Here is a 25315-nt window from a genome sequence, read left to right as displayed (position 1 = left end):
GTGATGAGTATCTTCACCGAATTATTCACCAAGAAAATTGAAAGCCTGGAAACTGTCCGTTAATTTTCCTAACTTTGTGCTCACCCATGGTCGCTGCCACAGTACCAATAATTTGGCTACACTGATGGCAGTTCTTTTTCTCTAGCCACTATGGTCAAGCGACGCAAGCTAATTTCTTACACTGCCTTCAGTACGGCGATCGCCGTCATCACGGGTTGCTTTGGCGGTAACAGCAGTAACGGCCAGGGACAAACGGTCAATGTCGGTACCATGGCGGATCTCAAGGCCAAGGGGGAATTAAAAGGGAACACTCCTAAGGGACCGGTGACGGTGGTGCCCAATGGTAGTGGCGGCCAGATCAGTGCGGTCAATCCCACCTGCACCCACAATGGTTGTCAGGTGGAATGGAAGAAAGCTAACGGTAAATTTGTTTGCCCTTGCCACGGGGCGGAATTTGCTGCTACGGGTAAGGTGCTCAAGGGGCCCGCCACCAGGAATCTGCCTACCTACGCTACCCAGGTGAGCGGCAACAACGTTTTGGTCAAAGCTTAGGGTCTAGCCATGGTTTTCAAAGGCTAGGTTGGACAATTGGTGAGAGGAGAAAATTAATTATGGTGAAAATCCTGGGGGCGACGGTATTAGCCCTACTCAGTTGGGGCAACCCTGGGGAACCATTAGTTGGGCAGGAAGTGGCCTGGCAAGAAGCAAAGGTTTTTGCCGTACCAACCCAAGCGGACCCCGCCATCGACAGAATTGTTGATAATTACCTCGATCGCCTGGAATCCTTGGGTTATGACCGCCAGCGCCAGGGTATCTGGTTGCAGTCGGAGTGGGCCTATTTGGGCTATAACCAAGCCAATAATGCTTTTCCCGCCGCTTCTCTAACCAAAATTGCCACCAGCGTCGCCGCTTTAGCCACATGGCCACCGGATCATCGCTTTACCACCCGTTTTTATGCCGATGGCCCCATTACCGCTGGGGTTTTACAGGGTAATTTACTGATCGCCGGGGACCATGATCCTCTCTTCGTCTGGGAAGAGGCGATCGCCGTTGGCAATGCCCTCAACCGAGCAGGGATCCGAGAGGTGACTGGAGATTTGGTAGTGGTGGGCAATTTCGCCATGAACTTTGAAGCTGACCCTGCCGTAGCGGGAGCTTTATTCAAACAGGCAGTGGATGAAAGCCAATGGTCGGCCATAGTCAATAAAGCCTTTGGGGATCTTCCCTCGAATACTCCCCGGCCCCAGGTAAAAATTGCTGGCACCATCCAGACCCAGGCCGTTTTACCTCCCAACCTAGAACCATTACTAGAGCACCAATCCCTTCCCCTGGCGGCCCTGCTCAAACAGATGAACATCTACAGCAATAACGACATGGCTGAGATGTTGGCCCAGGCCATGGGGGGAGCGGCGATCGTGGCCCAAACTACCTCCCGTTTGGGGGCAATTCCAGCGGCGGAAATTCAGTTGCAAAACGGCTCTGGCCTCGGAGTGGACAATCGGCTTTCCCCCAGGGCAGTGACAAAGATGTACCAAGTTTTAGCAGAGCAGCTCCAACCCCACGGCCTAGGCATTGACGATATTTTTCCTGTTATGGGGCGCGATCGCCAGGGAACATTGGAATGGCGCAGTATGCCCCAGGGATTAACGGTAAAAACCGGTACATTAAATACGGTCAGTGCCCTTGCCGGCATCATTCCCACCCAGGAGCGAGGCACTGTTTGGTTTGCCATTATCAATAATGGCCCCAACTTTGACCGTTTGCGGGTAGAGCAAGACCGACTGTTGCAACAAATCGCTGAGCATTGGCAGATATTGCCAGAGAACTTGAATCCCGGCCCCATGGATAAGGTTTTGCTGGGGGACCCGGCCCGTAACCTAACGCCCCAACCCTCTGAATCTTAGCCGTTGCAACCTAAGGGCATTGCCGCCGTTGTATCCTAGGCGTTGAAAATGCCCGGCTAGCTAATTTTGCTCCCTATGACCCCATCATCCTCCGTTTTCATTCCCGTAATTCTTGCCGGTGGCAAAGGAGAAAGGTTTTGGCCCCTCAGCCGTAAGCAACGGCCTAAACAATTTTTGTCCCTGGATGGTTCCGGGGTCAGTTTGCTACAGGCCACAGCCCAACGATTACTACCCTTGGCCGGGGGCTGGGAAAATTTATGGGTAATTACGGCGGCCCCCATTGCGGAGGGGGTTTTGGCCCAATTGCCTTCATTGCCCAAGGAAAATTGTCTGGTGGAGCCGGAAGGAAAAGACACGGCCCCCGCTGTGGCCTGGGCTAGCTTGGCAATTGCCCAACGCTATGGGGAGGATGCCATCATTGGTTTTTTCCCCGCTGACCACTGGATTAAAGACCAAGCCGCCTATGAGCAAACCTTGGCTGCGGCGATCGCCTATGCCCGGGAAGAGGACGCCATTGTCACCCTCGGTATTAAACCTCATGGCCCGGCCACTGGTTATGGATATATTGAACAAGGCGTATTGCAACGGGAAATGGGCAACCTGCCGGTGTATCAAGTGACCCGTTTTACCGAAAAGCCCGACCGAGCCACAGCCCAGGCCTTTGTGGACAGCGGTAAGTTTAGTTGGAATAGTGGCATGTTCATTTTCCGCGCCGGGGTGGTACTAGGGGAGTTCGCTAACCATGCCCCTCAATTACTCACTGCGTTAAAAGCCCACGGAGCGGCTGCTTATCCAACATTAAAAAAGAAAAGTATTGACTATGTCTTGATGGAAAAAACCCAATTAGCCTCGGTTCTGCCGGCCAATTTTGGTTGGGACGATTTGGGGGATTGGAATGCGTTGGAGCGACTGTTTCCCGAAGCCGAGGCCAATGTGGACTTGGGCAACCATGTCAACTTGCATAGCCAGGGCTGTATTGTTTACGCCAGTGATGAGGACCAGGTAATTGCCACCATCGGTTTAAAAGATGTGGTGATTGTGCGAGAAGGCAATGTCACCCTGGTGGTTCCCAAAGACCAGACCCAGGACATTAAGGGTTTACTCAAACAATTACAATCCCAACCGCAGTACGAAAATTTGTTGTAGGGGAAGAAAGTAATGGCAAGATACAATGGCTGTAATTAAGGCCGTGCAAGTATTGGAACCAATTTTCGATGATCCAGAGTAATAATTTCTCCACTAGTCCTCTTTGGCAACAGGGGGCCGTAGTGGAATTGACCATTACCGGCCTCAATCACCAGGGAGAAGGTATTGGCCGCTTCGATGGCAGGGTGGTATTTGTGCCCGACACTGCCCCCGGCGATCGCCTGGAAGTCAGACTGATGCGGGTCAAGAAAAATTATGCCCTGGCCCAACTGCTCAAAATTTTAGAGCCTTCCCCCCAGCGCACCCGACCGTCTTGCATTGTGGCGGACAAATGTGGCGGCTGCCAATGGCAACATCTGGATTATCAATTCCAAGTAGAAAGTAAACAGCAACAGATTATTGATGCCCTGGAGCGCATTGGTGGTTTCACCGCTTTACCCCTGGAACCCATGTTACAGTCCCCCGCTAGTTTGGGTTACCGCAACAAAGCTACCTATCCCCTGGCTCGCTCCAAAACCGGCCAGGTGCAAGCTGGTTATTACCGCAAAGGCAGCCATCGTTTGGTAAATATTAACCAATGCCCCGTCCAGGACGATCGCCTGAATTTATTGTTGACGGAGGTGAAGAAAGATATTGAAAATCGCGGTTGGTCCATCTATGACGAAGAGAAAAAACAGGGCAAACTACGCCATTTAAGCCTACGCATTGGCCAGCGTACCGGGGAAATGTTGCTGACCTTAATTTCCGCCCATAAAGGTTTACCGGATTTGGAAGAGCAAGCCGGGGAATGGTTGGAGCGTTATCCCGATTTAGGCGGCATTTGTTTAAACATTCAGCCAGAACCCAACAACCGCATTTTTGGCGAAGAAACCATAGTGATTGCGGGGCGGGGCACCTGCCGAGAAAAGTTTGCTGATTTAAGCTTTAGCCTGGGGGCAAATACATTCTTTCAGGTCAATAGTGAGGCGGCGGAGTTATTGTTAACTCGGCTGCAGCAAGCATTAAATTTACAAGGCACAGAATTGTTGGTGGATGCCTATGCCGGTGTGGGCACTTTCACCCTCCCCCTAGCCTGCCAAGTTCGTCAGGCGATCGCCATTGAAGTCAATCAAGACTCGGTGCAGCAAGGACAACGCAATGCTGAGATGAACCAGATTACCAACGTGGACTTTTTAGCTGGTACGGTGGAAACCGTTTTACCCACCCTGTCAGATATTCCAGATATTTTGCTCCTCGACCCTCCCCGTAAGGGGTGTAACCCAGAAGTGCTCAGGGAAATTGTCCAGCAGCGCCCAGGGAAAATTGCCTACATCAGTTGTCAGCCCCCTACCCTATCAAGGGATTTGAAACTCCTCTGTGCTGAGGGCTCCTATGAAATTACCTGGGTTCAAGGTTGCGACTTTTTCCCCCAAACGGCCCATGTGGAGTGTGCAGTGATTCTCCAAGCAGTCAATGGTTAACCAAAGATTTTCTAGGGGTTATGGTAGCGGCAGGCACATTCAGACCACCCAGGCGATCGAGTATAATGGTTGAAGTCAGTACTGTTAGATTGCTATTAGTCCAGTGTGAGGTGGAGCGTTTGCTAAACATTAATTTTCCCCACAGGCAATCCCATTGGCAAAAAATTAGTTTTTCCTCAACCCTCTATCTTTATCCCATCCTTGATTTATTGCTCAATTCTGTGCCCAAGCCTCTGCACAACGAGGTCAGGCTGGGGTTACAGGAGGCTTTAGTCAATGCTGCCACCCATGGCAACGCCCTCAACCCAAGCAAGTCCATCACAGTGGAATACCGCCAATCCGCCCTGGGTTATTGTTGGATCATCACCGACCAGGGCATGGGGTTTGATCGTCCCTGTCCTTGCCCCCAGATAGTGCTTGATTGCCCCAATTGTGTGAGCCCCTGGTTTCCCCCCGATGAGTCGGAGAATGGCCGGGGGTTAGGCATTTTGATGCAAATTTTTGACCAAGTCCATTGGAATGAAGATGGCACCCGTTTGCGCCTGAGCAAGAAAATTAAACGGCGGCCCCAGGGAACTAGTCAAAATGTAATTAAACGCTTCTTCAGCGAAAGCTACCGTTTTCTGAGTTTGTAGAACCTAGTGGTAGCAGAAGTCCCAGACCGTCATCCCGTTGTTTTAGTCCATGGCATTTACGACACCAGGGCCAAGTTTGCAACGATGGTGGACTTTTTGACCCAGGGAGGTTGGTCGGTCCATTGCCTAGATTTAGAGCCCAACGATGGCAGTGCTTCCCTTGCCGTGCTGGCAACCCAAGTACAGCAATATGTCGATCAAAAATTTGCGCCCCAGCAACCAGTGGATTTAATTGGCTTTAGCATGGGGGGATTAGTAACCCGTTATTACTTACAGCGTCTCGGGGGCGTAGAACGGGTCAGGCGCTACATCACCATTTCCGCCCCCAACCAAGGTACCCTCCTGGGCTATAGTTTGCCCTACCAAGGAGTGAGGGAAATGGCCTGGCAGAGTGATTTTTTGCGGGATTTAAACCGAGATTGTTGCGAGTTACTAGCGGGACTCCAGGTGACGGTGATTTGGACTCCCTTTGACCTGATGATTTTGCCTCCCAGCAGTTCCCATTTAGAAATTGGCCGAGAAATTATTTTGCCCGTGCTAGTCCATGCCTGGATGGTATCGGATGCCCGTTGTTTAGCAGAGGTGGCCCTGGCTTTGGCTAAACCTTTGACCTGAGTGAAGCGGGAATTATTGGAATTTCCCCTAGGCCCCCCTATTCGTACAAGCATTCTTCCCCTACTTCCGCCAATTGTCTGGCGATCGCCTTATTGGTTTCGGACTGTTGCACAAGCTTGGTAAATTCCGTTATGGAGTACTTTTGCTTGAACTTATTAATTGTGCAATTACACATTTCCTGGGCCGCCGCCCCCTTGATACCGGCTTGTTCCACCCGACGGAGACATTGCTGGCGGTAATTTTCAAAACTATTTTGTCCCTGGGCTTCCACTGGAACGGCGATCGCCAAGGAGGTAAATAGGCCAAACAGAGCAGTTAAGCCCAAAGGTGTAGCATAACCACGGACAAGTAACTTGAACATTTTGGTAAACACTCCCATCAATTAACAGAAAACTTCTTTCCCATTACCCATAGAAAGCGATAAATCCGAAGAAAAGTATCCCCATAAGCCACAAATTGGCCCTGTACACTCTCCATATTAACCAGAGAAAATTTATGCATTGACCGCGGTCTAAAAGTCTATCTCCAGCCCCTAGCTGGCCCTCAACACCGGATAGTGATCATGGCGAGTAAATTGGGTCATATCACTGAAATAACGCAGTTCAATGCTATGAATATCCAGAATTTGAGGGTCACGGCCAATCCAGCGGTCATTAACGGCGGCCAGCTGCTCACTAACCCCAATTGGGTCTGCTAACTTCTCGATCGCCGGGTCGAAGTAACCAAGGGTGATGTGGGCGGTGTAACGGTATTGCTGCTCAATACCCAAACCGATCAGGGTGGGATTTTGGAAAATGGCTCTTCTTACTTTGAGCATCGGTTCATAATCCGCCTCCCGTTGGGGCACCAAAACCACCCCCAGGGAACGGGGCAACACTAACAATCCCAGCACCTGCCAATGACAGCCGGTGTATTGCCCTGACTGATGTTGATGATCAGCAAAGGAATGTTGTAAACAGCTACAGAGTTGTTTTTCAAAATCTGGGTTATGGCGACGGAGGGCCTGGTAGGGGCCGTCCCAAATTAAATCCGCCACTGTGAGATGCAAACTAGGCGGGGGCACTGCCACCAAACTCTCCCCCAAAATTTCCCCCACCTGGCCCTGCACAGTGGTTAGATGGCCATAAAAGCTTTGATTGATTTGATCATCGGCGGCGATCGGCGTTACCACACTGAAGCCAGGAAAAGGTACCGGTTGCCCTTGGTCAAACTTAGGTGAACCCTGGGCATTGACCAATTGTTGCTCGTAGGCGATCGCCAAGGTTTGGGGCGCCACCCGATTAATATAGCCTTGGTAAGTATCGTCCACACTCGCCTCCCTGACACAGATTGAAAAAGTTCCTATGGCAAGTTTACTGGCTGGGTGGAATCTCTGGACATTTAGTGTCGATCTTTCCAGGTTTTCAGCGGTTAGGCAGGAGCTAAAAAGCCCATTGCAGTGGCCAAAATCCATGATTTCATTATCCCTAGGGGAAAATTCGGCAGTATGACCACGCCAAGATTGCGCATAATGTTTTAGAGTGCCCACGACACCAATGGCCCCGATCGCCGTCTTCCCCTCCATGCACTCACAAAAATTGGTCACAGCCATGAAAATTCTGGTGCTAGCTTGGGAATTCCCCCCCCGCATTGTCGGTGGCATTGCTCGCCATGTGGCAGAACTCTACCCGGAATTGGTTCAGCAGGGCTATGAAATCCACCTAATCACGGTGGCCACAGAGGAAAGCTTACCCCAGGAAATGGTAGATGGCATTCACGTCTATCGGGTACCAGTGCCCCCCAGCAACGACTTTTTCCATTGGGTGGATAACATGAACCATGCCATGGAACACCAAGGGCAAGAACTACTCCGGCAAAAGGAAAAATTTGACGTCGTCCACGCCCATGATTGGTTGGTGGGAGATGCGGCCATCAACCTCAAGCACTATGGCAAAATTCCCCTGGTGGTAACTATCCATGCCACCGAATACGGGCGCTATAACGGACTGTACAACGACACCCAACGCTACATTGCCGGCAAAGAAGGGATTTTGATCTACAATGGCTGGCGAGTCATCGTTTGCAGTAACTACATGCGCCACGAGCTAGAAAGGGCCTTTGGTACCCCCTGGGACAAAATTGACGTAATTTACAATGGCATCCGCCCCGAAAAAAAGCACCGCCGCCCAGGCTTTGATTACCCCAACTTTCGCCGTAAATTTGCCAGAGACGGGGAAAAAATTGTTTACTACGTCGGCCGCATGACCTACGAAAAAGGCATTTCTGTCCTATTAACCGCCGCTCCCCAAGTCTTAGAATCCCTAAACAATCAGGTAAAATTCGTCATCATCGGTGGGGGCAATACCGATCGCCTCAAGCAGTTAGCCTGGAACTTAGGCATTTGGGAACATTGCTTTTTCACCGGCTTCATGTCCGACGAAGATTTAGATAAATTCCAAACCATTGCCGACTGTGCCGTTTTTCCCAGTTTGTACGAGCCCTTTGGCATTGTCGCCCTGGAAAGCTTTGCCGCCCGGGTGCCAGTGGTGGTATCCAATACCGGCGGGTTGGCAGAAGTGGTGCGTCACCATAGCACCGGCATAGTTACCCAAACCAACAATCCCGACTCCCTCGCCTATGGCATCCTGGAAATTCTCTCCAATCCTTCCCTAGCCAAACAATTGGTGGAAGCGGCCTATGAGGATTTGGGCATACGATTCAATTGGTCTAAGCTAGCCGGAGAAACCGCCGCTATTTACGAACGGGTGGTGCAGGAGAGGCAAACAGTCCATTGGTAAGAACCAGACCCTAAATTCCCAACAAAGAGCGGGCAATGAGCAGGTAAATAGCCACCCCCAACACATCCACTGCGGTAGTGATAAAAGGAGCTGACATCAAAGCCGGATCTAGCTTCATCGACTTAAACAAAAAGGGTAAGCCGCCCCCCGCAAAGGCCGCCAACAGAGAAATAATGAATAAACTACTGCCCACCGTAATGGCCACCAACCAATCCCCTTGGAGAAAATAGGCCCACACCGTTACCACAATACCCAGCATCAAGCCTAATAAAGCGCCGGCTCCCCCTTCCCTGACAATTACCGGTAAAACTTGGGTCAGTCGTACATCCTCCGTATTTAAGCCCCGGATGACCACCGTGGAAGATTGAGCCCCCACATTGCCCCCCGCATCAATGAGCAAGGGAATAAAGGCCGCCAACGTAATAGTTTTTTGCAACACATCCTCTTGGGAGTGAATCACCTGACTGGTGAGGGTATTGGTGATTAAAAGAATAAATAACCACACCACCCGCTTCCGGGCCACAGTCATTAAACTGCTTTTAAAATAGTCATCCCCCTGGGATTGCACTCCCCCAGCGGTATAGATATCCTCCGTTGCTTCCTCCTCCAAAATATCAATCACATCGTCCACGGTGACAATGCCCACTAGTCTTTGCTCCGAGTCCACCACGGGCACTGCCAAAAAATCGTAGTGCTGGATGGTGCGGGCCACCTCCTCCTGGTCCGTGTTGGTGTGGACGGAAACCACGTCAGGCACCATAATTTGGGCGATATACTCCTCCGGCCTAGCCATGACCAAATTACGCAGGGAAAGGGTGCCGGTGAGGCGACGGGATTCATCGGTGACGTAGAGAACGTAAATGGTTTCAAAGCTGGTGGCAATGTGGCGGATGCGGTCTAGGGCTTGGCTGGCGGTGTAATCTTCCTTGAGGGAAACATATTCCGTGGTCATGATCCGACCAGCGGTTTCCGGTTTATAGCCCAACAGCAGGGAGGTGGCTTTGCGTTCTTCGTTGCTGAGGTGCTTAAACAGTTGCCTTACCACTTTGGCCGGAAGCTCATCCAATAATCTCACCCGGTCATCGGGGGACATTTGGTTAAAAATTTCCAGTACTTCAGGATGTTTAAAATCCTCCAGGAGGGATTCCTGCACCGGAGGGGCTAAATGTTCATAAACATCGATCGCCTCATTTTTGGAGAGTAAGCGAAAGGCAAGTACCTGGAGCCGACTGGGGAGAGACTCGATGACATCGGCAATATCCGCCGGTTGCACAGGGGTAAGAATGGTTTTAGCCGCATCGAATTGGGAAGTTTCGAGGAGAGTTTCAATCTGGGCCCGCACTAATCCTTGTAATTCTTCTCGGTCAGGATTGAGTCGAACAGTCGTAGTGACCTCTGTCATGGCAACTCCCGGGGCGAAACGACACCCCCCAATATACGTTATCCCCATGCGGTTCCAACCATTTTGGACTGGCAAAAAATCGCCGGTCAATGGTTAAGATTGGCTAAGAACTGATGGATCTCTGTCCGAAAAAATTGTGTTAGGCTGTTCCCATGGGCTAAAAATAAATTTCCCTGGCCCCCTCATACATTCTGAGCCTTGGCCAAATATGGTCTGACCCGGGATCACTGCCTAGGGTTTTGCACCGGGGTTGTGGCTAGCACCTTAAGCTGTGACTTTATTAAACAGATCTGGTGGTGCTTATTCCGTCGGGGTTCAGTTAGACATCATCACAGGAGTCGTCCTTGGTAATGGACTATTTAGAAAGACTGCTCGATAAACTTAGAGAACTGGCCCAGAAGTTGATCGAAGGCTTGCTCGGCCCCCAGGGGGAACCGGAGCCGGAACTAATTCCCATTCCCGTCAACGATCGCCGTTCCCGCCGTTAAAGGGAAGTTAACTGGCTAGTAAAAATATGTCGACTGTGTGGAAAGTATTGGTGCTCCATGGCCCCAATTTGAATTTGTTGGGCCAACGGGAACCGGGGATTTATGGCTCCCTCACCCTAGGAGAAATTGACGATTGTCTCCGGGAAGATGGGGTGGATTTAGGGATAGAAGTGACCACTTTTCAGTCTAATGGGGAAGGGGAATTAGTTAGTGCCATCCATAATGCCCTGGGTAATTACCACGGCATTGTTTTTAATGCGGCGGCCTATACCCACACCAGCATTGCTCTACGGGATGCCTTAGCGGCGGTACAACTCCCCTGTGTGGAAGTGCATCTGAGTAATATTCATCAGCGGGAATCATTTCGCCATATTTCCCACATTGCCCCAGTGGCGATCGGGCAAATTTGTGGCTTTGGGTTAAATAGTTATCGTTTAGGGTTGAGGGCTTTGGTGGACTATCTCAACGAAAAGGCCGATGGTTAAGGATTTTACTCTGTGACGTTGTGGTCTCGGCGGATACTCAGGTAGGCTAAAGCACCAAACAAGGGCACCATGGCCATAGGAGTTAGCGGTGAGGAACGCATCCCTTGCCCATGGTGCAGATTTTGGGCCAGCAATAGGGGAAAGGCCAGGGTTAAACAGAGAAAATCACTACTCATCACGGCGATGAATTGATTGGTTTGTAGTTGTTGCCAATAATCGCCCCAATCCCCCAGAAGCACTGCCCCAAGCGCACAGGCGATCGCCAACAGGAATAAAATTCGCCCCAACCAGGGAGAGCGCCAGAATTTAGCTACTTTTGATGATGCCGAGTTCGATGTCTGGGAATCGGTTTGTGTCGGGGGCGGCCAGATAACTAAATAGGGCAGTAGGGCAAAAGCCCCCAAAAAGAATGACCCTGCCACAAAGGGCCAACCTGGAAATTTTCTCCCCTGGCGATCGCCGATTAACATGGCAGCATAGGCCATGGGCCAGATTCCCATCAGATTGAACAGAGCAATAATAACCGGATTGATGTCCTGCCACTGACCAAGAGAAAGGGCCTTGATTAAAGCTAAGGTTTGGGGATCACTGGGAGGAGCAAAACCAAAGGCAAAAATCACCAATGCCAACCATAGGCCAGCCAACGCTAAACGGTTTAAAACCACAGCAACAAACCCCAGACAAGTTGGAAATCACTCCATAATAGGGAAATGTATCACAAACTCAGAAATTTTTCCTAGGGGCAAAGAGCTGGGGCAGAATCCAAATAGTCTTTCCTAACCTGCAGCAACTCTTGGGATAAAAACTGTTTATTGATTTGTCCAGAAGCCTTAGCTATACGTCCTTGAATTTGCTCCATTACCCCATCATTTTGATTGAGTAGAATAATGGGAGTTTCCTTCACCGCGGAAGATTTTCGCAGCAAACGACAGAGTTCATAGCCACTGATCTCCGGCATGTCGGCATCAATTAGAATTAACTGGGGATTATGGCTAATGGCGGCCGCTAAAGCGTGGCAGGGGTCGTCAATGCAAACGACTTTAAAACCCCGCTGGCCCAATGTTTCTCGCACAACTTGCTGTACAGAGGGACGATTATTGACAGAAATTACCACCGGTAGGTTGGCATCGTCAACTGAAATTTCTTGATAGGGCAACATTTTGATTTCCCCTGACTTAATCCGCGGATAAAATAACAAGGCTAACTCTAAAACACTGCTGTTTGTTTTGCGGGCTAGCTCATATAAACAAGAGAGATTTTTTAACCCCTCCAAGAGATGCTCACACCACTGTTCACTGCGGCGATAGCTCAAATTCAGCATGGTTTTTACTTCTTGCCAATCTTCCACCAAGGGGCGCTGGAAAGGGGAATTGATCTGAGGATATAGTTCTCCCCAGTATCTAATCTTATGTTCTACAGATTGGGTGGTTTTTGCCAATTCTAAATTAAGAAATAGGTCCTTAATGCTATCGTCTTGATCAAAATAACATTGGGTAACGGGAATGGCCAAAAAATGAACCAATGCTTCCTGGGCAAACTGAGTTAGAATCGAGCGGGTTTGCTGAAAGGAAATTACTTCCTGTTTCCAAAGGTCACAGATATATTTATAGTCGTCTGTAATTTTGGGAGGTAGGCTAATTTTATTCTCATTCAGATAATTACCCAGAAGATACCTGACCCTTTGCATCCCCCCCACGCCACTGTTAGCAAAATTAATTTTCCCTTTGCCAAGATAAACCTGCCAGGTGACCAACTCATCAAGGGGATTTTGCACCGTCAGTCTCCCGGTGGCCTTTTCCTTGATTAAGGTTTGCAGGAATTCGCTAGGAATTTGGCGGGTGATTACGGCGGTCATGGGAAACTCCTTTGCAAGCTTTGGAGGATAAATAAGAACAGTGTTCAGTCGATACCGTTGCCGGGGTAAGAACTAAGGGCGAGAAGTTCCCCCATTTCAACTGTTGACTGGGGTTGACATAGGAGAAAATTCTCGGCTCCCTAGGTGTTGCACCAAATGGTGACCATTAGGACTGACCACAGAAGGATTCAAGGAAAACGGCTGGTGTTCGTTGCTAGTCAAGGCACCAAAACATGGATCTCGCTCGCCAAGGCCCTGGGGTCGAAGGAAATCGCTATCTAAGACCCAGACCTAAAAATGTGAGTTAGGATTCAAACTTGCAAAAGCTTGCCTAAAAAATAAGCGGGTAGGAATGGGTCTAATCCTTGGTAACGTCGGGAGTTGAGCCGATGGCATCTACAGCCCGCCGATCACCAGCACAAATCTATCCTAGGAAAATTCCCAGATCTGTCTTGGTCAATTTTTGACAAACTAGTTGATTTTTGACATCAATTTTATTTTTTTGCGTGGGTTTTACCTAGGAAACGCTAACGACTGCGATATTCCTTCGGGGTAATGCCCAAGAGGTTACGAAAATGGTAGTTAAGCTGACTGTGGGAGCTGAAGCCACATCTCAACGCGACTTCGCTAATGGGCAATTCCCTTTCCAGTAATATTATTTTGGCTCGCTCAACCCGTTGTTGAATAATGAATTGGTAGGGTGAACACCCCATTTCCTTTTGGAAAAAGCGACAAAAGTAGGCTGTGCTCATGCCGATCGCCCCGGCCAGAAACTCAACGGTAATGCCTTGGTCGAGGTGTTCTTGGATATAGTCCAAGGTCGGTTGCAGGCGATAATGCCCCGTTGATCCGGAGAGATTGTCTTCCTCTGGTTTTTCTTGCTGTTGATGGTTAGCCATGGCGATCGCCAGTGTAGAGATCAGTTGTTGTCGCCTAAAGGGCTTGATCACATAGCCCTGGGGATTGGTTTTCTGGGCCCGCTCCAGGGTTTCGCCGTCGGAAAAAGCTGTGAGATAAACAATGGGAATGGAATAGAGAGATTTAATCCGCTCAGCCACCTCTACTCCGTCAATCTCTCCTTTAATGCGAATATCTAGCAAAATTAAATCTGGGTAAAATTCAGCAATTTTTTTCAGCGCCGTTGCTCCATCACTGGCGATCGCACAAACTTCATAACCATCGCTCTTTAACAACTGAGCAATGTGCTGGGCCACCAGTCGTTCATCCTCCACAATTAACACCTTACTTCTCATAATACCAACCAAATAATTTTGATTTCTGGTAGCTTTTTTGGTGATTAAGCAAGACAACTAAATTGAAAATTGCAGGGCAAATTTAGCGCCGTCGGCATATTGATAATGCAATTCTCCCTGCAGTTGCTCGGTAAGACTGTAAATAAGTTGCATACCCAAGCTATCAGTATTTTCCAAGTCAATCTCCTTGGATACCCCCACTCCGTTGTCTTGTACTTGGAGGCTATAATGATTTTCCACTGAGGTAAACTGAATTGAAATTTCTCCAACTGCGGTGGGAAAAGCATGTTTTAAAGCATTAGACACTAATTCTTGAATAATCAACCCCAAAGGAATAGATTGTTCCAGGGGCACTTTAACTTGCTCAACCAAAAGTTTTATACTAATATCTCCCTGGTGAAAACCATAGCTTTGGCAAATGTTATGGGTTAAATTTTTGAGATATTCATTGAAATCAATATTGGCCAAGTCTTCACTGCGATAAAGTTGCTCATGGATAAGGGCCATGGACTGAATACGATTTTGATATTCTTCACTTAACTTCTGCACCATTGGAGATGCTTTACTAAATTGCAGATAAAGCAAACTAGACATGATTTGCAAATTATTCTTAACCCGATGATGAATTTCTTTGAGTAGAACTTTTTTCTGTTGCAACTCATTGGTTAACTGAACAAAAAGATGATTTTTTGAAGCTAGTTCCTGTTGGGCCTGCTCATATAAAATGGCCTGCTGAATTGCGATTTCAAACTGGTTAGTTATCTGCTTAAGCAAGTCGATTTCCGTTGGTTCCCAAAGTCGAGTCTGATCACATTGATGGATGCAGAGTAAGCCCCATAAAACTGCGTCATTGACCAATGGTAAAACCAAGTTAGCCCTCACTTGTAAACCGGCTAAAAAATCAATATGGCATGGACGTAAAGTAGATTGATAAATATCCTCAATGGCTTGGATTCTACCCTGTTGATATTTGTGGGCGTAATTGCTACTAAAGCAAGTTTCTTCAATAGTTTGATTGAGGAGAGATTGAAAAGGGGGTAATACTGATTCTGCCACAATATCCCCAATGGCAAAATTTGTAGCTGATGCAAACTGAAAAATCACCACTCGATCCGCCCCTAAAAATTGACGAATTTCCTGCACCACCGTTTCAAAAATAGTTGGTAGATCTAAAGATTGGCGAATGCGTTGGGTAATCTGCCTTAGTAGTAACTCCCGGCGCCCCTGTTCATAGAGCTTTTGCTCTTGTTTTTTACTATCACTAATATCCTGGGCTGTACCCAAAACCTTGGTAACTTGGCCATAGTCATCTCGAGCAAAAACCACTTCCCTGGAACGTAACCATCGCCAAGACCCATTTTTGTGCCGCATACGATATTCGGTGGTTAAAATCTGACCTTCCTGGGCAGTTTGCCAAAAGTTTTGATTTTCATAGAGGGTGGATAAATCATCGCCATGGATAATATCTAATAACAACTCGGTGCCACCATTTTTAAATTCATCTGGGGTGTAGCCTAGGATTTCTAAAGACTGATAATTAACATAAATATTTTTCCAGGCAATGGGATCTAAAATGTATAGAATTTGGGGAGAATAATTGGCCAATTTTTCGATGAAATGTTGACTTTCCCGTAGGGCATTTTCCACCTCCAATCTGGCGGTAATATCCCGCGCGATTTTAGACGCTCCCACCACCTTTCCGTGCTCATCTCGAATGGGAGAAATGGTCAGGGCAACATCAATTTTACTGCCATCCTTGCGTTGTCTTTGAGTTTCGTAGGTATTAATCCTCTGACCTTGGCGAATACATTCAGAAATGAGATCCTCTTCTATGATTAAATCTTCAGGAATCAGCTTGGTGATATGGGTGCCAATCATTTCTTCAGCCGTATAGCCAAATAATCTTTCGGCGGATTCGTTCCAGCTAGTGATTATTCCATCTAGAGTTTTGCTAATAATGGCATCCTGGGAAGATTCCACAATGGCGGCTAATTGCGCTAGTTGGTCTTTGTTTTTTTCTAGGGCTTCTTTTGCTTGGGTTTTATCCTGAATTTCCTGTTCTAACTGTTGATTGATTTTTGCTAATTGAGTAGTCCGGTCCTCTACCCTTTTTTCAAGATGATTGTTTAATTCTTGTAGCGCTATTTCGGCTGTTTGTCTTTCTTTAATTTCTTGATTAAGGGCAAGATTAAGGCTGGCCAATTCTGTGGGAGATTTTAAGTTCAGAGCATTTGGTACAATTTTAATTAATTCAGAGACGGTGATGACGGAAGCGATCGCCATGGAAGCTTTAATTGCACCGGATACCCAATAGATGGGATACCAGAGGGTAACAATGTCAAAAAAATGACTGGTACCACAACATAGAATAAAGGCCCCAAATAGAAAAATAATGTTGGGAAAGGGAATATCCTGTCGCTTACGCAAGAAGTACAGCAGAATGACGGGGATGGAATAGTAGGCGATCGCCGTGAAGAAATCGGCGGTGACATGGAGCCAGACCAGGGGAGTTTGCCAAAGATAGCAATGGCCATGGGGCATATAGCCATTGGCTTGAAAAAAGTCTCCCAGGGTAAATGCGGTGATTGCCATGGACATACCTTTGGTTAAACTGCTGGAACAGGCTAGGCTAATCGAATACTAAACAATGGTGACTATTTACACCATTCAATATCTACCTAATTTATTTCAGCTTTTCTTGCCTAGGGTAGATTTGACTATTTTCCAAAATTTCTTCCGCACCATGGGCGATCGCCCGTAGTTGGTCTAGTAATTCGTTGTCAACATTGCCCCAGAGTTGTCGTTGGTGGGCTTCCAATAACCTTTCCGCCATATCCCTTAAGGCCCAAGGATTGTGCTGTTGCACGAATTTTTGTACCTTGTCATCGAGTAGATATGCCTGGGCCACCCCCGCATACATAAAATCCTCTACACAATGGGTAGTGGCATCGTAGGCAAAGAGATAATCTAACGTAGCCGCCATTTCAAACGCTCCCTTATAGCCATGGCGCATCACTCCGGTGATCCATTTGGGATTGACTACTCGGGAACGGTAAACCTTGGCAATTTCTTGCCTTAATAACTTAATTTTGGGCTGGGCAGGGTTGGCATTATCTCCAAAATAAACGGTGGGATTTTGCCCCGTCAATGACCGCACTGCCGCCGTTAATCCCCCTTGAAATTGATAATAATCATCGGAGTCTAGTAAGTCGTGTTCTCGATTGTCTTGGTTATGCAAAACAACTTGGAGATTTTTTAACCGCTGCTCAAATACTTCCGGTTGATTGTGGCCGACGCCCTGGCGATCGTAGGCATAGCAACTCCAATTGAGATAGGCCCTGGCTAAATCACTATCGTCTTGCCAATTTTGCGCCTCAATTAATCCTTGTAAACCCGCTCCGTAGGCCCCTGGCTTAGAGCCAAAAATACGATAGGTTGCTTTAGTGACGGCTTCCTCCATCGGTAAACCTAATTGTTGCCATTGCTTTGTTTCTTGCTGAACTTTTGCTGCTAAAGGATTCATCGCTTCCGGTTCATCCAATTGACTCACAGCGGCGATCGCCTGGTGGAGAAACTCCACTAAATTCGGGAAACTATCCCGAAAGAATCCAGAAATTCTGACAGTCACATCCACCCGGGGTCGTTTTAGTACGGTAAGGGGCAAAATTTCAAAATCAATAATGCGACGGGAAGGGCCGTCCCACACTGGTTGTACTCCCAACAGGGCAAGAACCTGGGCAATGTCATCCCCGCCTGTGCGCATGGTGGAAGTGCCCCAAATGGAAATGGCCAGGGTTTGGGGATATTCTCCCTGGTCTTGGGTGTACTTTTCAATTAAGGTTTCGGCGGCCCGACGGCCAATGTCCCAGGCCGTTTCCGTGGGAATGGCTCGAATGTCCACTGAATAAAAATTCCGTCCCGTCGGTAATACATCAGGTCGACCCCGACTAGGTGCTCCCGCTGGACCACTGGCAATATATTCACCATTTAAACCCCGGATTAAATTGGTGATTTCTTGGGGAGTTTGTAGTAGTAGTGGCAGAAGAATTTTTTCAATGTAATCAAGACTAGGTTTAGTTTTACCATCGGGCTTTTGGAAAGATAAATTAACTATTTGATCCGTAGTTATTCCTTCAAGTAAACTTCCCACTAATTCCTTCGCAATTTCTTCTAAAATTTCAATCACCTGTCCCCCTATGCGACAGGATTTAAATGGTTCAATCAGTTTACCCAATCCCCATTGTTGCAAATTCATCACCATAATGGAAGACAATTGCCATGGTTCTTTGGAGTCATCTAAAACTGGATCAAACTCTACTCCTAAATCAAGGGCGATCGCCTGGGTTAAACCAAGTCTTTGATAGGACGGCGATCGGGCAATGCTAATTACTAAATCCCGCAACTGTTCCCCCTGGGGAGTTTGACCAAGAATATGTAGACCATCCCGAATTTGGGCTTCCTTTAGTTCACACAGATAACTATCCGCCGAAGTTAACAAAGATTGTAAATCTCTCAGGGCCGGAGCGGTTAAACCTAAATCAGTTTGCAAATTGCTGGTTGCCAATAATTTACAGAGGCGATCGCCAATGGTCTTAACGCGAGTTGGATCCAAAGCCTGGGCTTCATAATATTCATCAATTAGAGCCTCTAATTTTTCCAAATCACCATATAATTCTGCCCTAGTTAAAGGAGGAGTTAAATGGTCAATAATGCAGGCCTGGCTCCGGCGTTTAGCTTGGGTTCCTTCCCCTGGATCGTTGACAATAAAGGGATAAAAATTAGGCAAGGTTCCTAGGGCAATTTCTGGGTAGCAATGGTCAGATAAAACAACACTTTTGCCCGGTAACCATTCCAAATTACCGTGTTTACCCAAATGAATTACCGCCTGGGCAGAAAATTCCTGACGTAACCAAAGATAAAAAGCCAGGTAATGGAGAGTAGGTTCTAAATCCGGAGCATGGTAGTTCAAACTAGGATCAAAGTCATAGCCCCGGGCCGGTTGAATACCGACAAAAACATTACCCAATTGGATGCCACTAATGGCAAATTGATCCGGTAAGTTATCCCAACTTTCCCTATCCTGCCAACGCTCTGTCATGGCCTGTTGTACAGGCTGGGGTAAATTTTGAAAAAGCTTCCATACTTTTTCTGTGGTAATGGTTTGATGAACAGCTCGATATGAGGCTAATTCCTGGTCATTAGTTACCCCTTGGGTTAATTGTTTAATTAAAGTCTTAGTATCCTGGGGAATTAGGTCAAGAGTATAACCAGCATTTTTTAAAGCTTCTAAAATCTGCAAACAACTAGCAGGAGTATCTAGCCCCACCCCATTAGCTAAACGACCATCTTTGTTGGGATAATTGGCTAAAATCAGGGCAATTTTTCGTTGGGAAATTTCAGTTTGAGCGCAATTAATAATATTTTTAGTTAGCTCTGCCACCCAATCAACCCGATCTGGCACAGGCTCATAAATTATCACTTCCGTTTCCAGTTGGGGATGACGAGTTGCCATCGCTTTAAAAGAAATTGCCCTGGTGATAATTCTGCCGTCCACCTCCGGCAAAGCCACATTCATAGCTAAGTCCCGTGGGTTCAGTCCCCGCGTCCCTTCCTGCCATTGTTGGCGATCGCCACCGCTAAGAATTACCTGGAGCACCGGGACATTCAGTTTTTGCCAGAGGGGAATGGTTTCGAGATTACCAACCTGTCTTTGTAACTTAGCCAGGGAAAAACTAGTGGTATTTAAAATAGCGCCTAAAGGCTGACTCAAATTGTCTAAAACAGCTAAGACTTCTGCTTGTACGTCCGGCTCCCGTAGGGAAGAAACATAGATAGCAAGGGGATTTAAATTATATTTTTCTAAAGCTTTATAAAGAGCATCAATGGGAGTTGTATTACCTGATAAGTAGTGGGAACGGTAAAAAATAATCGCAACAGTTGTAGTGGGCATTTAAATAACTCGATCATTGCCGCCATCTAAAGGTAACTGAGCACCAGTGATTTTACTAAATAAGGGACTAGTCATGGCTGTGACTAATGCCGCCACATCTTCACTGGTAACTTCTACTTTCAGTAAATTATTAGCTTTGTATTCTTCCACTGTTAAACCGTAATGTTGTGCCCTGGCTTCTAGCACTTCCTCTGTCCAAAAACCTGTATCAAATACTCCATTAGGATGAATAGTATTCAAGCGAATATTGTCCTTAGCCCATTCCAAACTGGCCACCCGCATTAACTGATTTAAGGCCGCTTTTGACGCTGAATAAGCCGCTAAACCTGGCCCCGGTGCAGCCACATTTTTAGAACCAATTACCACCACCCGGCCTCCCCTGGGAGCTAACTTTAACAGGGGATAACATTCCCGTAACAGAGTTAAATTGGCATCTAAATTAATGTTTAAAACCTTTTGCCATTCCAGCGTAGATAATTCGGCGATCGCCCGGGCCACGGGAAAAATACCCGCATTCAGCACCAGCATATCCAGACCGCCAAATTGGGCTATGCCCTGCTCCAGAGCTTGTTTAAAAGCATTGGTATCCGTGAGGTCGCATTCAATGCCAATAAAGTCGGGACGATGATAAAGATCTTTGATACTGGGTTGAATATCTAACGCAATCACCGCCGCCCCTTGTTTCAGTAATTGGGCAACGGAAGCTTTACCAATGCCGGAAGCGCCCCCCGTCACTAGGGCCACTTCCCCGGCAAACATGGGAGGATTGCCAGCTTGTTTTAATTTGGCCTGCTCCAAATCCCAATATTCCACCGCAAAAATGTCCGACTCTGGCAAAGCTTGGTAACCACCTAATCCTGTGGCCCGCTGGATAATTGCCATGGTGTGCTGATAAATATCCCCGGCGATCGCCGCACTTTTAGCAGAAGTACCTAGGGTAAGCATGCCCAGTTCTGGATCAAGGATAATGCGGGGGGCTGGGTCGAGCATGGTTTTAGTTTCCCCACCTTTGCCGTCGTTGCGCTGAAAATACTGTCGATATTGCTGGGCATAATCCCCTACGTCCCGACCTAATTGGGGTAGGCGTTTGGTGCGAATAACGTGATCTGGGGTAGCGGGGCCTTGCTGGCTAATGGTGGCTAAATCGGGTCTTTGTGCAAAGCTTAAACTAGCTTCGTCTTGATATTGCCGCATTACCAAGGGAAAACCAGCTACTTTGCTTGCATCACAGCGTAATTGGGCTAATACCAATCTATTTTCCGTGGTTGCTCTTTGGGGTTGACCATAGTCAATCTGCCAGACTCCTTGATTTTTGAGATATTCTTCCGCTTCATTCACTAAACTGATCATGCCTTCATAAGCTTCCCTCGCGGTGGCCCCAAAGGAAAAAATGCCATGATTCATTAACACCATGCCCACTGTTCCCCCGTGGGCTTCGGCAGTGAATTTTTCCGCACACACCCGAGCTAAATCAAACCCCGGCATCACATAGGGAATAATTACCAGGCGATCGCCGTAGATTTCTCGAATTCTTTCTTCTCCATTGGCCGTATTGGTAATGGTTACCACTGCATCGGCGTGGGTATGGTCCACATATTTGAACGGTAAAATGGCGTGGAGAATGGTTTCCACCGAAGGGCTGGGGGCACTGGCCAGGGTCATTTGGGTCTTTAATTCATTGACCATCTGGCGATCGGATAATGCCGTCAACTTAGATAGTTTGAGCAAATGGGGCATTCTCACCGGGGCAAACCCGGCTTCCTCAATGGTGGCCAAATCCCAACCACTACCCTTGACATAGAGAATGTCTTCCTTTTCCCCCACCAAATTAGTTACTTGACATTTCACCGAGGTATTGCCGCCGCCATGGAGCACCAGGGACGACTCCCGACCCAGCAAACGGGATGTATAAACCCGTTGGGGTAAATCCCCCTGATATTGGTTTGCTTCCTGGTCATCCCATAAACTCTTCATAACGCCTCCGGTCAATTGCTGCGGTTGCCACCAAGGGTATTATCCCTGCTTTCGGCCTGGGAAGATTGTGACTGTTTTCTCCGCAAGACACAGGTGTTCCATATCCACACAAAGCAATCCCCCCATGGACGTAGAGAGTTAGGGGGGGATTTCTAGGAAAGTTATGGGGGAGAGCCGGATCAGTGAATGTCAATCTCAAAAGACCTGGACCGACTCAGTTTGGTAATAACGGTCAGCAATAAAGACTTAGGCCAATAAACCCAGGGTTTTGCCGTTGGATTTAGCCAAACGGATTAAATTTTGGCGCTGTTTGGCATCGATGCCCACCCAGTTACAAAAGTTGGTGATGGTCTGGCAATGGAGGGCGATCGCCTTGCCACGGATCTGATTGAACTTAGCTTTGCCCAACTGTTGACGAACCAAAATAACGATGGGGGCGAACATGGCAGTGACTCCTAAATTCCTACAAATAATCAAGAAAAATAATCATTCCTGGGGCATTGGCTTTGCTCCCTAGGGAGACTTCCTTTGCCTTATGTAAATAAATGTAACAGCTTTGTAAATTTTTGTAAACTAAAGTTGACAAGAAGTTTTTTTGTCGTTAAACGTCGCCATGAAAAAAGGAGCCGACTTGGGGCTCCCTTGACGTTTGATGGTGTTTGGCTTGGTTAATTGCCGGATTCACTGGAGTCTTCCGGCGGCTTGAGGGCATCCTCGCTCCCCTCTGGCAAATCAATAAACACCCGTTCCCTGGGCCCTAGTCCTCTGAGAATTTGGGTTTTGTCGTCCAACACGAGGCCAATGGTGACAGGCTTAAACTGGGGCTTATCCTCTGCATCGGGCACCATGACCCCGGTTCTCCCCCCCACAGTCACAATGGCCACGGTGGGCACAGTTAAAGCATCGGTCAACCTATCCCCCTTGAAGACCACGTCCACGTTCATCTTGGAGCGCAATTGTCCCTGGCCCGTGGTTAAACCAATGGTGACCTCAAAGGAAGTGACATTATTTTCCACAATGGCTTCGGGGGCAACCCGGATTACCCGGCCCGTAAAAACTTCGTTGGGAAAGGCGTCGGCCACAATGTCCACCATTTGCCCCGGACGGAGAGCGGAAATGTCAACTTCAGGTACCCTGGCCACCACTTCTAAACCCTGGGCTAAAGCCACAATGGAAGTGGAGGTAGCGGAAGCTGTACTGGAAGCCGAGGTGGTGGGAGTAACAAAGGAACCCACTGTGGCAAATTTTTGGGTGATGATGCCGTCAAAGGGGGCCAAGATGAAGGTATCTTCATAGGCAATTTTGCTCCGCAGTAATTGGGCTTCTGCCTGGGAAGCGGCGGCTTGGAGAGTGGCCAATTCCGTTTCGGCGGTGGCCTGTCGTTGTTGCAGTTGGGACATTTGGTCCACTAGCCCCTGTTCTGCTTCGGCGATCGCCCCTTGGAGTTGGATAATTTCTTGCTCAATCTGCCCCACTTCTGGGGAGGCGATGGTTTTGGCATTATTGAGGCGACTTTGGGCTTCAAATAAATTGGCCTGGGCGTTTAAAAATTCATTGGAAAGTTCATCATACTGATCCTGGGTAATGGCCCCTTCCTGGAGGAGGCTTTGATTACGATTGCGACGGTTTTCCGCCAGCTTGAGGCGGGACTGGGCCGAAGCCACCTGGGCTTGGAGTTGGTCAATGTTACTGGGAATGCGGGATTGGGCTTGTTCCAAACGAGCCTGGGCACTGGCCAATTGGGAGCGGGCCTGGGCAATGCGGGTACGACCTTGATTCACTTGGGCCCGCAGTTGGTCAATTTCAGCCGGAATTCTGATGCGAGCTTGTTCATACCTGGCGATCGCCTCCTGTAAACGGGCTTCTGATTGCTTACCGTCGGCAAAAAACTCTTGATTTTCCATCACCGCAATGCGATCGCCTTTTTTAACCACATCCCCCTGTTCCACAAAAAGTCGCAGTAAACGGCCGGGGGCTTTGGGGCTAATGTTGACGGTTTGTTGGGGTTGAACGGTGCCATTGGCCTTAATTTCCACCTCCAGGGGAGACTCCGTCGCCATGACCGTATATTTATCCAATTCTGACTGGCGGGAAGGGCCATAGGCCGAACGGTAGGCAAAAATTCCCACCACCAAGATCCCTAGCCCCAACAAACCGAGCAGAATAGGTAGGGGTTTTTTCATTGATTGGACAAGGGGCATGGCCATGGGCACTAAAAAATTGGTCTGTTGATCTTTAAGGTAATTTAGTAATCCCCCCTAACCGTTTGGTCAGGACAGATTAAGATTCGACTTCCGTTTCCAAATCCGGCTCAAATTGATCTTCCCCCGCTCGCTTGACCCGCTGGAAATAACGACCACTTTTGGGCGGTAGGGGCAAACTCTTTTCCTGGTGAAAATCCTGCTGTACTTTGTAGGTCAAACGGGGGGAAACTTGACGGATAATTTCCGTTAAGAGGCGATCGCCAGTGGATTGGATTAACTTCATAGGCAGCTTGTAGATATAGCCAGGGAACTGCACCGCCACATCCATTTTCAAGTCCCATTCCACCTGGGTAATGGTTTCCGGCCAGGGAATTTCCGCTTGGGCAAATTGTTTTAAACTTTTCTCCGTCAGGCGATCGCCATTGACCTGATGCAGAGTCATATTGGACAGAAAGTCTACCTCGTAACCCAGATCGGGGCCGTCAGGTAAAGGAACCGTATGCATCAGATAATTGCCATCCTGGGGAGGTTCCAGCATCACAGCAATTTTGGGCTCCACATCAAAACCCAAAGCGCCAAATTTACCAATGGTTAATACATAGCCATGATCCCCCAAAGGATCTGCTTGCATAGGTTGAGCACAGCGACGGAACCAACCTTGGTGGGCTTGTAGATAATCTTCTACCTCTTGCCCGGAGGCAAACATTTCCATTCTGCCTTGGAAATGGGTTTGGAAACGGACTGGGGGAAAGCCATTGTCCTGGGGGTCAACGGGTAGGGGTTGGGAATTATGGGTCAAGGCAATGTGAATTCAATAAAAACTATTGTGAACCAGGATTTCAGGTGAGATTGTCCCAGAACCTAGCTATTTGATTCTAGACACTAGACAGATTAATCAAAATCCCCCAAAGTTTGAGGGATTAAGAAAAATCATTTAGATCAAAAATATAGTCTTGTCTGCTTTGCAAAGGGTTCAACTGAGCGATCAGGCACCCAAATCGACCTGTACTTCTCCGTTTTCCACCCGCACAGGGAACACCGGCAGGGGCTTTTCCGCAGACATTTTGCCCATCAAGCTCCCCACCACGGGAGGAAAGGGGCTCCATTCCTTCACAGCGCCGGAACAAAGGTCGAAGGCACTGCGGTGGAAAGGCTGTCTCTTATACA

At 48.1% G+C, this 25315-nt stretch carries 22 protein-coding genes; 9 read left to right on the top strand and 13 right to left on the bottom strand.

What is annotated here, in order from left to right:
* Positions 1 to 150: 150 nt before the first annotated feature.
* The 6 genes from IQ219_RS02470 (at position 151) to IQ219_RS02445 (ending at position 5760) form a co-directional block, all read left to right on the top strand.
* Positions 151 to 552 (top strand): ubiquinol-cytochrome c reductase iron-sulfur subunit, encoded by a 402-nt coding sequence (locus tag IQ219_RS02470; RefSeq protein WP_190596337.1) that lies wholly within the window; start codon positions 151 to 153, stop codon positions 550 to 552.
* Positions 553 to 611: 59 nt separating this feature from the next.
* Positions 612 to 1904 carry a D-alanyl-D-alanine carboxypeptidase/D-alanyl-D-alanine-endopeptidase gene (locus IQ219_RS02465; RefSeq protein ID WP_194019501.1) on the top strand — a complete coding sequence of 431 codons (1293 nt, stop codon included), beginning with the start codon at positions 612 to 614 and terminating at the stop codon, positions 1902 to 1904.
* 75 nt (positions 1905 to 1979) lie between these two features.
* On the top strand, positions 1980 to 3050 hold the full coding sequence (locus tag IQ219_RS02460; RefSeq protein WP_194071589.1) for a mannose-1-phosphate guanylyltransferase: 1071 nt from the start codon (positions 1980 to 1982) through the stop codon (positions 3048 to 3050).
* 68 nt (positions 3051 to 3118) lie between these two features.
* Positions 3119 to 4510, top strand: coding sequence for a 23S rRNA (uracil(1939)-C(5))-methyltransferase RlmD (gene rlmD, locus IQ219_RS02455; RefSeq protein WP_194071588.1), 1392 nt, complete (start codon positions 3119 to 3121; stop codon positions 4508 to 4510).
* A 119-nt stretch (positions 4511 to 4629) separates the two neighbouring features.
* Entirely contained in the window at positions 4630 to 5145 is a 516-nt protein-coding gene (locus IQ219_RS02450) for an anti-sigma regulatory factor (RefSeq protein ID WP_194071591.1), read from the top strand.
* A 6-nt stretch (positions 5146 to 5151) separates the two neighbouring features.
* Positions 5152 to 5760 carry a triacylglycerol lipase gene (locus IQ219_RS02445; protein WP_194071587.1) on the top strand — a complete coding sequence of 203 codons (609 nt, stop codon included), beginning with the start codon at positions 5152 to 5154 and terminating at the stop codon, positions 5758 to 5760.
* 37 nt (positions 5761 to 5797) lie between these two features.
* Here the strand turns inward: IQ219_RS02445 and IQ219_RS02440 are convergent, their stop codons facing one another.
* Both IQ219_RS02440 and IQ219_RS02435 read right to left on the bottom strand, forming a co-directional pair.
* Positions 5798 to 6121, bottom strand: coding sequence for a hypothetical protein (locus tag IQ219_RS02440; protein ID WP_194019497.1), 324 nt, complete (start codon positions 6119 to 6121; stop codon positions 5798 to 5800).
* Positions 6122 to 6292: 171 nt separating this feature from the next.
* Complete coding sequence (locus IQ219_RS02435) at positions 6293 to 7069, bottom strand: DUF1868 domain-containing protein (protein ID WP_338116535.1); 777 nt, start codon at positions 7067 to 7069, stop codon at positions 6293 to 6295.
* A 226-nt stretch (positions 7070 to 7295) separates the two neighbouring features.
* On the opposite strand from IQ219_RS02435, the gene IQ219_RS02430 reads away from it, so the two are divergent.
* Complete coding sequence (locus tag IQ219_RS02430; protein WP_228016654.1) at positions 7296 to 8537, top strand: glycosyltransferase family 4 protein; 1242 nt, start codon at positions 7296 to 7298, stop codon at positions 8535 to 8537.
* 10 nt (positions 8538 to 8547) lie between these two features.
* On the opposite strand, the gene mgtE is transcribed toward IQ219_RS02430, so the two are convergent.
* Positions 8548 to 9939, bottom strand: coding sequence for a magnesium transporter (mgtE, locus tag IQ219_RS02425; RefSeq protein ID WP_194071586.1), 1392 nt, complete (start codon positions 9937 to 9939; stop codon positions 8548 to 8550).
* Between the two features lie 344 nt (positions 9940 to 10283).
* Between mgtE and IQ219_RS02420 the strand changes: the two genes are divergently transcribed.
* On the top strand, positions 10284 to 10427 hold the full coding sequence (locus IQ219_RS02420; protein WP_194071592.1) for a hypothetical protein: 144 nt from the start codon (positions 10284 to 10286) through the stop codon (positions 10425 to 10427).
* Between the two features lie 26 nt (positions 10428 to 10453).
* On the top strand, positions 10454 to 10912 hold the full coding sequence (gene aroQ / locus IQ219_RS02415; protein ID WP_194071585.1) for a type II 3-dehydroquinate dehydratase: 459 nt from the start codon (positions 10454 to 10456) through the stop codon (positions 10910 to 10912).
* Positions 10913 to 10917: 5 nt separating this feature from the next.
* Here aroQ and IQ219_RS02410 read toward each other — a convergent pair whose 3' ends face one another.
* From IQ219_RS02410 to IQ219_RS02365, 10 genes are all read right to left on the bottom strand, one after another.
* On the bottom strand, positions 10918 to 11577 hold the full coding sequence (locus IQ219_RS02410; protein WP_194071584.1) for a hypothetical protein: 660 nt from the start codon (positions 11575 to 11577) through the stop codon (positions 10918 to 10920).
* 71 nt (positions 11578 to 11648) lie between these two features.
* Positions 11649 to 12767, bottom strand: a complete 1119-nt coding sequence (locus IQ219_RS02405; protein ID WP_194071583.1) for a response regulator — start codon at positions 12765 to 12767, stop codon at positions 11649 to 11651.
* A 527-nt stretch (positions 12768 to 13294) separates the two neighbouring features.
* A complete protein-coding gene (locus IQ219_RS02400; protein ID WP_194019492.1) occupies positions 13295 to 14020 on the bottom strand; it encodes a response regulator transcription factor in 726 nt (241 codons plus the stop codon).
* Between the two features lie 57 nt (positions 14021 to 14077).
* Positions 14078 to 16612 (bottom strand): PAS domain S-box protein, encoded by a 2535-nt coding sequence (locus tag IQ219_RS02395; RefSeq protein ID WP_194071582.1) that lies wholly within the window; start codon positions 16610 to 16612, stop codon positions 14078 to 14080.
* A gap of 91 nt (positions 16613 to 16703) precedes the next feature.
* The gene (gene cobN / locus IQ219_RS02390; RefSeq protein ID WP_194071581.1) at positions 16704 to 19970 is read right to left on the bottom strand and encodes a cobaltochelatase subunit CobN; all 3267 of its coding nucleotides are present in this window, start codon (positions 19968 to 19970) and stop codon (positions 16704 to 16706) included.
* Positions 19971 to 21944, bottom strand: a complete 1974-nt coding sequence (locus IQ219_RS02385) for a bifunctional aldolase/short-chain dehydrogenase (RefSeq protein ID WP_194071580.1) — start codon at positions 21942 to 21944, stop codon at positions 19971 to 19973.
* A gap of 246 nt (positions 21945 to 22190) precedes the next feature.
* Positions 22191 to 22388: a hypothetical protein gene (locus IQ219_RS02380; RefSeq protein WP_028949053.1), complete on the bottom strand. Its 198-nt coding sequence runs from the start codon at positions 22386 to 22388 to the stop codon at positions 22191 to 22193.
* 224 nt (positions 22389 to 22612) lie between these two features.
* Positions 22613 to 24127: an efflux RND transporter periplasmic adaptor subunit gene (locus tag IQ219_RS02375; RefSeq protein WP_228016653.1), complete on the bottom strand. Its 1515-nt coding sequence runs from the start codon at positions 24125 to 24127 to the stop codon at positions 22613 to 22615.
* Between the two features lie 97 nt (positions 24128 to 24224).
* Positions 24225 to 24947, bottom strand: a complete 723-nt coding sequence (locus IQ219_RS02370) for a DUF1997 domain-containing protein (RefSeq protein ID WP_228016652.1) — start codon at positions 24945 to 24947, stop codon at positions 24225 to 24227.
* 186 nt (positions 24948 to 25133) lie between these two features.
* Positions 25134 to 25315: Rieske (2Fe-2S) protein (locus IQ219_RS02365; RefSeq protein WP_368667551.1), on the bottom strand; the 182-nt coding region annotated here is incomplete at its 5' end.

The organism is Synechocystis sp. LEGE 06083 (genome assembly GCF_015207725.1).
Lineage (GTDB): Bacteria > Cyanobacteriota > Cyanobacteriia > Cyanobacteriales > Microcystaceae > Synechocystis > Synechocystis salina.
The sequence above is the reverse complement of the archived record's forward strand: the minus strand, read 5'-3'. Positions and strand labels throughout refer to the sequence as shown.

What these genes read in the sequence shown, in the direction of transcription:
- IQ219_RS02470 (WP_190596337.1), top strand. Translation starts at nt 151, where the DNA reads ATGGTCAAGCGACGCAAGCTAATTTCTTACACTGCCTTCAGTACGGCG.
- IQ219_RS02465 (WP_194019501.1), top strand. Translation starts at nt 612, where the DNA reads ATGGTGAAAATCCTGGGGGCGACGGTATTAGCCCTACTCAGTTGGGGC.
- IQ219_RS02460 (WP_194071589.1), top strand. Translation starts at nt 1,980, where the DNA reads ATGACCCCATCATCCTCCGTTTTCATTCCCGTAATTCTTGCCGGTGGC.
- rlmD (WP_194071588.1), top strand. Translation starts at nt 3,119, where the DNA reads ATGATCCAGAGTAATAATTTCTCCACTAGTCCTCTTTGGCAACAGGGG.
- IQ219_RS02440 (WP_194019497.1), bottom strand. Translation starts at nt 6,121, where the DNA reads ATGTTCAAGTTACTTGTCCGTGGTTATGCTACACCTTTGGGCTTAACT.
- IQ219_RS02430 (WP_228016654.1), top strand. Translation starts at nt 7,296, where the DNA reads ATGGCCCCGATCGCCGTCTTCCCCTCCATGCACTCACAAAAATTGGTC.
- mgtE (WP_194071586.1), bottom strand. Translation starts at nt 9,939, where the DNA reads ATGACAGAGGTCACTACGACTGTTCGACTCAATCCTGACCGAGAAGAA.
- aroQ (WP_194071585.1), top strand. Translation starts at nt 10,454, where the DNA reads ATGTCGACTGTGTGGAAAGTATTGGTGCTCCATGGCCCCAATTTGAAT.
- IQ219_RS02405 (WP_194071583.1), bottom strand. Translation starts at nt 12,767, where the DNA reads ATGACCGCCGTAATCACCCGCCAAATTCCTAGCGAATTCCTGCAAACC.
- IQ219_RS02400 (WP_194019492.1), bottom strand. Translation starts at nt 14,020, where the DNA reads ATGAGAAGTAAGGTGTTAATTGTGGAGGATGAACGACTGGTGGCCCAG.
- IQ219_RS02395 (WP_194071582.1), bottom strand. Translation starts at nt 16,612, where the DNA reads ATGGCAATCACCGCATTTACCCTGGGAGACTTTTTTCAAGCCAATGGC.
- cobN (WP_194071581.1), bottom strand. Translation starts at nt 19,970, where the DNA reads ATGCCCACTACAACTGTTGCGATTATTTTTTACCGTTCCCACTACTTA.
- IQ219_RS02385 (WP_194071580.1), bottom strand. Translation starts at nt 21,944, where the DNA reads ATGAAGAGTTTATGGGATGACCAGGAAGCAAACCAATATCAGGGGGAT.
- IQ219_RS02380 (WP_028949053.1), bottom strand. Translation starts at nt 22,388, where the DNA reads ATGTTCGCCCCCATCGTTATTTTGGTTCGTCAACAGTTGGGCAAAGCT.
- IQ219_RS02375 (WP_228016653.1), bottom strand. Translation starts at nt 24,127, where the DNA reads ATGAAAAAACCCCTACCTATTCTGCTCGGTTTGTTGGGGCTAGGGATC.